The 6,843-nt window shown below is 59.5% G+C and carries 7 protein-coding genes and 1 pseudogene; 4 read left to right on the forward strand and 4 right to left on the reverse strand.

What is annotated here, in order from left to right; all coding sequences use genetic code 11:
• The first annotated feature begins 316 nt into the window (after positions 1-316).
• The 3 genes from CK498_RS20945 (at position 317) to CK498_RS26415 (ending at position 3,833) form a co-directional block, all read left to right on the forward strand.
• A complete protein-coding gene (locus CK498_RS20945; protein WP_095622789.1) occupies positions 317-952 on the forward strand; it encodes a Spy/CpxP family protein refolding chaperone in 636 nt (211 codons plus the stop codon).
• 77 nt (positions 953-1,029) lie between these two features.
• The gene (locus CK498_RS20950; protein ID WP_095622790.1) at positions 1,030-3,576 is read left to right on the forward strand and encodes a heavy metal translocating P-type ATPase; all 2,547 of its coding nucleotides are present in this window, start codon (positions 1,030-1,032) and stop codon (positions 3,574-3,576) included.
• The gene (locus CK498_RS26415; protein ID WP_058577548.1) at positions 3,573-3,833 is read left to right on the forward strand and encodes a DUF2933 domain-containing protein; all 261 of its coding nucleotides are present in this window, start codon (positions 3,573-3,575) and stop codon (positions 3,831-3,833) included. The genes CK498_RS20950 and CK498_RS26415 overlap by 4 nt, the downstream gene beginning before the upstream one ends.
• A 134-nt stretch (positions 3,834-3,967) precedes the next feature.
• Here CK498_RS26415 and CK498_RS20960 read toward each other — a convergent pair whose 3' ends face one another.
• The 4 genes from CK498_RS20960 to CK498_RS25935 form a co-directional block, all read right to left on the reverse strand.
• Positions 3,968-4,426: an ATPase gene (locus CK498_RS20960; RefSeq protein WP_095622791.1), complete on the reverse strand. Its 459-nt coding sequence runs from the start codon at positions 4,424-4,426 to the stop codon at positions 3,968-3,970.
• An 18-nt stretch (positions 4,427-4,444) separates the two neighbouring features.
• Entirely contained in the window at positions 4,445-5,773 is a 1,329-nt protein-coding gene (locus tag CK498_RS20965) for an APC family permease (protein WP_229359166.1), read from the reverse strand.
• Between the two features lie 145 nt (positions 5,774-5,918).
• A complete protein-coding gene (locus CK498_RS20970) occupies positions 5,919-6,380 on the reverse strand; it encodes a hypothetical protein (RefSeq protein WP_095622793.1) in 462 nt (153 codons plus the stop codon).
• A gap of 59 nt (positions 6,381-6,439) precedes the next feature.
• On the reverse strand, positions 6,440-6,610 hold the full coding sequence (locus CK498_RS25935; RefSeq protein ID WP_176475863.1) for a hypothetical protein: 171 nt from the start codon (positions 6,608-6,610) through the stop codon (positions 6,440-6,442).
• A 52-nt stretch (positions 6,611-6,662) separates the two neighbouring features.
• Between CK498_RS25935 and CK498_RS20980 the strand changes: the two are divergent.
• Positions 6,663-6,843, forward strand: a pseudogene (locus CK498_RS20980) (hypothetical protein); the annotation flags it as partial.

Consider the following 6,843-nt stretch of genomic DNA (forward strand, 5'->3'; position numbering starts at 1 on the left):
TTCTCTCGTCGGTGCCCTGCCGCACGTGACGCAGCAGGACATCAAATTCGCTACCGTTCCTCCCTCCTTGGGCGGTATGGACCCGGCGCCTCGGATACTCGCCAGCAGCGGTGTCCCGCAAGCTCTGCCCGACCCTTCTCCGGTTCCCGTCTATCTGCTGACACAACGGTTCAGATCCTGAGCCCTGGGTAATTCTCCTCACACCCAGTCGCTGTTACATGTCGGGTCCCGTGTGATTGACCTCTGTGCAGCACGTAGCCGAAATAATGTCAGCAAAGGGCCTGAATGGGCCCAACAGCTCGCTAGGAGAAGGATCATGGAAATTCGCAAGCACACTCTCGCTCTCGGACTCGCCCTGGCACTCGGTGCCAGTGGTAGCGGCATCGCCCTCGCCCAGAGCATGCCGACCAATCAGCCCAATCAGGGTAGCGGCATGACGGGCGGCAGCGGCGGCCAAGGCGGCATGGGGCCCGGCATGATGAGTGGAATGATGGGCGGCGGCCAGGGCGGCATGGGGCCCGGCATGATGAGTGGAATGATGGGTGGCGGCCAGGGCGGCATGATGAAAGGCATGATGGGCGGCGGGATGATGCCCTGCCCGATGACGGACGGTGCTGGCATCGGCATGATGCAGGAAATGCTCGAGCCGGAGCAGCGCGACGAGATGCGCGCACTGATGCAGGAGCACCGCCCCGCCCAGTTCGAACGCATGGGCCGCCTGATGAACCTGCGCGATGACCTGATGGCAGAGATGCGCGGCGAGCGCCCCGACCCCGAGGAGGTCCAGGCCCTGCACGGTCGGATGGCCGAGCTTCACGGCGAGATGATGGCCGAGAGGGTGCGTCTGGAAAATACCATGAACGACCTGCTCACCGACGAGCAACGCCAGCAGCTTCAGCAGGCCACCCCTGAGAGTGACGTCGACCCCGAGGACCACGAGGCCCATCACTGACCGGGAGTGTCACAGACTCAGGCAACAGGACGGCCATTGTTGGCCGTCCACTCGGCAACGCCCGCAGGAGACAAGCGATGAGCGATTCACCCCCCAACACGATCACCCTGACGGTCCCCGGCATGGGCAGTGACCACTGTGCCGGCATCGTGCGCAAGACGCTGGAACGCCTCGATGGCGTGGGCGAGATCCAGACCAATATCGCCAACCACCATGTCAGCGTGACCATCGAAGCAGGCGGGCCCGACGGCGACACCTTGAAGGAAGCCGTCGAAGGCGCCGGCTATGACGTGGCCGCCGTCAGTGGTGGTACCGGCATGCAACAGGTCCGCCTGACCGTTCCCGGCATGGGCTCGGACCACTGCGCCGGCATCATCCGCAGTACCCTGGAGCGGCTCGAGGGTATCGAATCAATCGACACCAATATCGCCAGCCATCGCGTCTCTGTGAGTATTGCCGCCGATGGCCCCGATGGCGATGCGCTCAAGCGCGCCGTGGAAGGGGCCGGCTATGAGGTGGCCGCCGTGCAGGCCGACGAGGCGGAGGATGCCGACAGCGACGCCGAGATCGAGGAGGCCTATCTTTCCCAGGCCCGCAAGCGGCTGATCATCGCTGCGGTACCCACCACCCTGATCATGCTGCTGATGATGCCGCACATGTTCTGGCAGCCGATTCCCGGCTACCTGGCCATCATCGCCGTGCTGGCCTTCCCGGTGGTGTTTCTCTATGGCGGTATCGCCACCCACAAGTCGACCTGGCGCTCGCTGAAGAACGGCACCTTCAACATGGACGTGCTGATCTCCATGGGCAGCCTGCCGCCCTACTTGATCGGCCTAGTCGGCTTCGTCTACCCCATGACCTCATTCATCGAGATGGCCGCCACCATCATGACCTTCCACCTGCTGGGCCGTTACCTGGAGGCACTCGCCAAGGGACGCGCCTCCCAGGCCATCCGCCGCCTAATGACCCTGGGTGCCAAGACAGCACGCGTCGAGCGCGATGGCGAGGAAGTCGAGGTGGCGGTGAAGGAGCTGGCCCCGGGCGACATCATGGTCGTGCGCCCCGGCGACAAGATCCCCACCGACGGCGAGGTGGTCGAGGGCGAGAGCCATCTCGACGAGTCCATCGCCACCGGCGAGTCGATACCGGTCTACAAGAGCACCGGGGACAGCGTGATCGGTGCCACCATCAACAAGGAGGGACGCTTGCGGGTCAAGGCGACCCGCGTCGGCGGCGATACCTTCCTCTCCCAAGTGGTGCGGCTGATCGACCAGGCTCAGGGCTCGCGGGTACCGATCCAGGAATTCGCCGATCGCATGACCGGCCGCTTCGTACCGGCGGTGCTGGCCATCGCTCTGGCCAGCCTGGTGGCCTGGGCGCTATTCCCGGATGCCCTGCGACCGATACTCGACTGGGGTGCGACCTTCCTGCCCTGGGTGAACCCCGAGGCCGCCACGCCGGTGCTGGCGATTCTCGCCGCCATCGCAGTGCTAGTCATCGCCTGTCCATGCGCGCTGGGCCTGGCCACCCCCACGGCGCTGATGGTCGGCTCCGGCATCGGTGCCGAGCGTGGCATCCTGATCCGCTCCGGCGAAGCGATCCAGACCTTCAAGGACGTCAAAGTGATGGTGCTCGACAAGACCGGCACCATCACCCGCGGCGAACCAAAACTCACCGAGGCCGTCGTCGCCGAAGGCGCCGACGAAAACCGCCTGCTCACCCTGGCGGCGAGCGTGGAGAACGCCTCGGAGCACCCCATCGCCCGGGCTATCGTCGATGGTGCCCGGGAGCGCGATGTGAAACCCGGCGAGGTCAGCGAGTTCCGTTCCACCGGTGCGCGCGGTGTCTCGGGCAAGGTGGGCGACGAAGTGGTGCTGATCGGCAATCGCCGGTTGCTGGAAGAGGAAGGCGTGACCGGCCTCGAGGCCCTGGATGACGCCATGGGCGAGCTCGAGGGCAAGGGCCGCACCGTGGTAATCGTCGCCGCCGACGGCCAGGCACTCGGCCTAGTGGCCGTGGCCGACACCCTCAAGCAGGAGTCGGTGGAGGCCATCCGCGGCATGCATGATCTCGGTCTGCACGTGGTGATGATCACCGGCGACAACGAACGCGCCGCCCGCGCCGTGGCCGACGAGGTGGGCATCGACGAGGTCCAGGCCGGTGTGCTGCCGGAAGGCAAGGTTGATGCCATCCGCGCGCTGCAGGAACAACACGGCAACCACGTGGCCATGGTCGGCGACGGCATCAACGACGCCGCGGCACTGAAGCAGGCCAACGTGGGCATCGCCATCGGTGCCGGGGCCGACGTGGCCATCGAGGCGGCGGACGTGACCCTGGTACGCGGCGAGCTCACCGCCGTGGTGGACGCCATGCACCTCTCGCGAGCCACCTTCGCCAAGATCGTCCAGAACCTGATCTGGGCCAGCGCCTATAACGTGGCCGCCATCCCCATCGCCGCCATCGGCCTGTTGCACCCGATGATCGGCGTCATCGCCATGACCACCAGCTCCCTCTCGGTGATCGGCAACTCGCTGCTGCTCAAGCGGCGTTACGCCCGTGAGCAGCCCCGCGGAGAGCCTTCCACTGCCACCCCATCGGTCCAAGCCAAAGGCGACCGCTCATGAAACGACCAGAATCCACCAAGCCCCCCTCGGGAGAGGCCGAATCACAGAAAGAGCCGTCTTCCCCTACCGCGGCACTCCATAAATGGATGATGACCGCCTGCGTGGTGCTGATGGGAGGCGCCGTGCTGCTGTTCATGTGGGGCGGGCAATCACTGAGCAGCGGCGCCTGGCTGCTGCTGCCCCTGGCCCTCTGTCTCGGCATGCACTTCCTGATGCACCGTCATGTCGGGCATGATCAGCGCGACCGAGATGAATAGCAGATATAAATCGGCATCGATGCCAGACACGCAATGCCGATGCCGTTCTGGTACGTTACATTAGGAACAGTCAGGACAGATGTTATGCCGAGGGTGGCGATCAGGCAGTTATAACAGATCCAGACATCATTTTCTTACAGATCGTCCATCCTCCCAGTCTGCCGAACAAGGCGCATCGCTTCATGCTGTTCCAGCTCAAGAAGGGATTCAAGCAACTCCCTTGCTTCAGGAATCTCCGCCTTGCCAACCAAGTTACGATAGAGATCTGTCACTTGATCATGGAAGTCGAAAATCTCCCGACAGATTTCATTGAAACCCAGCGCAGCATAGGGTGCATCACAGGTCCGATGCGTCCGGATCGGCCTGTGTTCCAGATAATCATATACATAGGTATTCAATGCTTTGGGGTCCGCTCTACTCTTTAACTCACCAACAACATACTCCATCTCATGCTCATGAGCTGCCAGATAATTAAGGAGCATCTTGGCACGCTCTTCTTCATTATGATCGGCACAGTGAGAGAGACAACATGCCAAATGCTCATGAAGCTGCCGCGTCCAGTCAATCAGGTCACCAAAGGTCCGTATCTCCATGATCCCTACCCTTCAACATCAATGTGAATGAGTTCTGTCGTCTAAACTTGAGACTCCTTTGCGAGAGATAAAGAGTCGCTCGACAATCAAGATTGCCACCATCACAACGAGAGCAACAATTAACACTAAATAATCTGTCGTAGCCTTGACCCAAAGGAAGCCTACCAACACGGCTACATCCAAGAGTATAGCAATCACTAGCACCGCTGCGCTTGCACCAACTTCCTTACGCAGATGACGCAACACCCCCCAATGAACAGCAATATCCATGATCAAGTAAAAAATGATACCAAGTGCTGCGATACGGCTAAGGTCAAAGAAAGCCGTCAGAACCAAACCAAGCACGACCGTATAAACCAGGGTATGCTTCTGGATACTGCCTGGCATATGAAAGTGACGATGCGGCACCAGTTCCATTTCCGTCAGCATTGCCAACATGCGTGAGACCGCAAATATACTGGCAATGATACCACCCGCGGTGGCCAGCATGGCGAGAATGACGGTGAACCAGACGGCGGCCTCCCCCAGCGCAGGACGGGCAGCAGCCGCCAACGAATAATCTTTCGTTTCGATTATCTCGCTCAGCGACAGATTACTGGCGACAGCGAAGCCCACCAGCGCATAGATCACCACACACAGGGCGATCGAGATCATGATCGCCCTGCCGACGTTGCGATGGGGATCTTTTATCTCTGAACCACTATTGGTGATCGTCGTGAACCCCTTGAAGGCCAGGATCCCCAACGCGGTTGCTCCTAGAAAGCCTGACAGAGATCCCTCGGGCGTCGACGCCGAGGTTTCCATGCCGACCGAGTCGGCGATGATGACACCGACGACCCCGAACAAGATGATCCCACCAATTTTTATGAACCCGAGTACTGACGCAACACCCTGAATCAGCTTGTTGGCGGAGAGGTTTAGTAAAAATGCAGATATCAGCAGCGCAACACCCAATAAGGGGACAAGCAGTGACCTATCCCCAAAATCGAAAAGCTCTAGCGTGTAGGACCCAAAGGTTCTCGCCAAAAAGCTTTGTGCTATCACCATGGAGAAATACATTAAAAGCGCATGGAAAGCGGTGGTCAGAGTTGGTCCATAAGCCTTGCTGAGGTACATGCCAATACCACCAGCTGACGGATAGGCATTGGACATTTTCACGTAGGAATAAGCACTGAAAGAGACGATTAGTGCCGCTGACAAGAAGGCTAACGGGAAAAGCACTCCCGTCATCTCGGCCATCTGTCCCGTCAAAGCAAAAATACCAGCGCCAATCATGACCCCGGTCCCTAAGGCAATCGCACCGACCAGTGAGAGGCTATTCTGCTTGTACTGTGGCGTTCTATCCATAGACTCCATCACCTCTCTCCTGGGTGAATGAAACCAGACCCTACCGAAAGCCCTCTTGACGCTCTGAGACTCACCAGATGACAAATGGTAGAGTGTGGTTAGATACATTGAAATCAAAGTGTAGAACCTATGCGCTACCCAATAGTCAATTATTTTCTTTGGATACAACCTCCGAACCTAGCCGATGACGACGCGCCATCCACAGCATCAACGGCGGCAAGATCAACCCCTGTAGTAACGGCGAGAGGCCCGTGCCCAACCACGGCACACGGGGCATCAGCTGCGCATACTCCCAGCGTTGACTGACAAGCGTAGCGTGCCACTCCATCGCCACCGTGATACCGATAGCCACCAGCACGAAGCCCACGCACTCCTTGGCCCCATAGCCCCGAAGCCAGTCATGACGTCGATGCCATACGGCCACCGACCAATACGCCATCAACGTGATCAATACATCGCCAAGGGCTGCCTGGATACAAGCCTGCACAGCTTCCCAATGTGGCATCACAGGCATGCCCACATACAAAGGAACCTGTAGGAACTCCCAGGGGAGGTTCAGCAGAAAGGCAAATAACGCTACATGAAGCTCCCTAGCCGAGCGGACCACGCGTAGTTTCCTGCAGCGCTTACCCTGAGGCTAGCCTTGCGTATAGATGTGAATACCATTCAATGGCAGCTCCAAGGCTCCTTCTTTGCATTATCTTTTATGTTTTGGTCAACAAATCGATAATGCTCCTCCTTGAAGCGGTTCCACCAACCACGACTGATTTCGACCGCATATTTGTCGAGAATATCTTCGACGCAGTCGAGGCAGAGACGTGAGCCTGGCTTATTCATGAGGCCGACCTGAAAACGAAGATGGCAAGTGGTTTTCTCTTGTAGAATCAGGATGTTCCTGCCAGAACACGATTCAAGAGGACCACTCGCCATGGGTGAAACCCTAACGACCTGGTCGCCCTCGTGCAACGGCTCTGTCCGTGTTGAGCTGAGCGGCCAGCGCACCACCAGCGACAGCGGCGCTTTGCTGCTGCGTGAAGCCCTCGACAACAGCGGCGTGGTCGAGGCGCTGG

The organism is Halomonas salipaludis (assembly GCF_002286975.1).
Lineage (GTDB): Bacteria > Pseudomonadota > Gammaproteobacteria > Pseudomonadales > Halomonadaceae > Franzmannia > Franzmannia salipaludis.

Bases quoted from the DNA above. Each gene is read 5' to 3' on its own strand.
- CK498_RS20945 (WP_095622789.1), top strand. From the start codon at position 317: ATGGAAATTCGCAAGCACACTCTCGCTCTCGGACTCGCCCTGGCACTC.
- CK498_RS20950 (WP_095622790.1), top strand. From the start codon at position 1,030: ATGAGCGATTCACCCCCCAACACGATCACCCTGACGGTCCCCGGCATG.
- CK498_RS26415 (WP_058577548.1), top strand. From the start codon at position 3,573: ATGAAACGACCAGAATCCACCAAGCCCCCCTCGGGAGAGGCCGAATCA.
- CK498_RS20960 (WP_095622791.1), bottom strand. From the start codon at position 4,426: ATGGAGATACGGACCTTTGGTGACCTGATTGACTGGACGCGGCAGCTT.
- CK498_RS20965 (WP_229359166.1), bottom strand. From the start codon at position 5,773: ATGGATAGAACGCCACAGTACAAGCAGAATAGCCTCTCACTGGTCGGT.
- CK498_RS25935 (WP_176475863.1), bottom strand. From the start codon at position 6,610: ATGAATAAGCCAGGCTCACGTCTCTGCCTCGACTGCGTCGAAGATATT.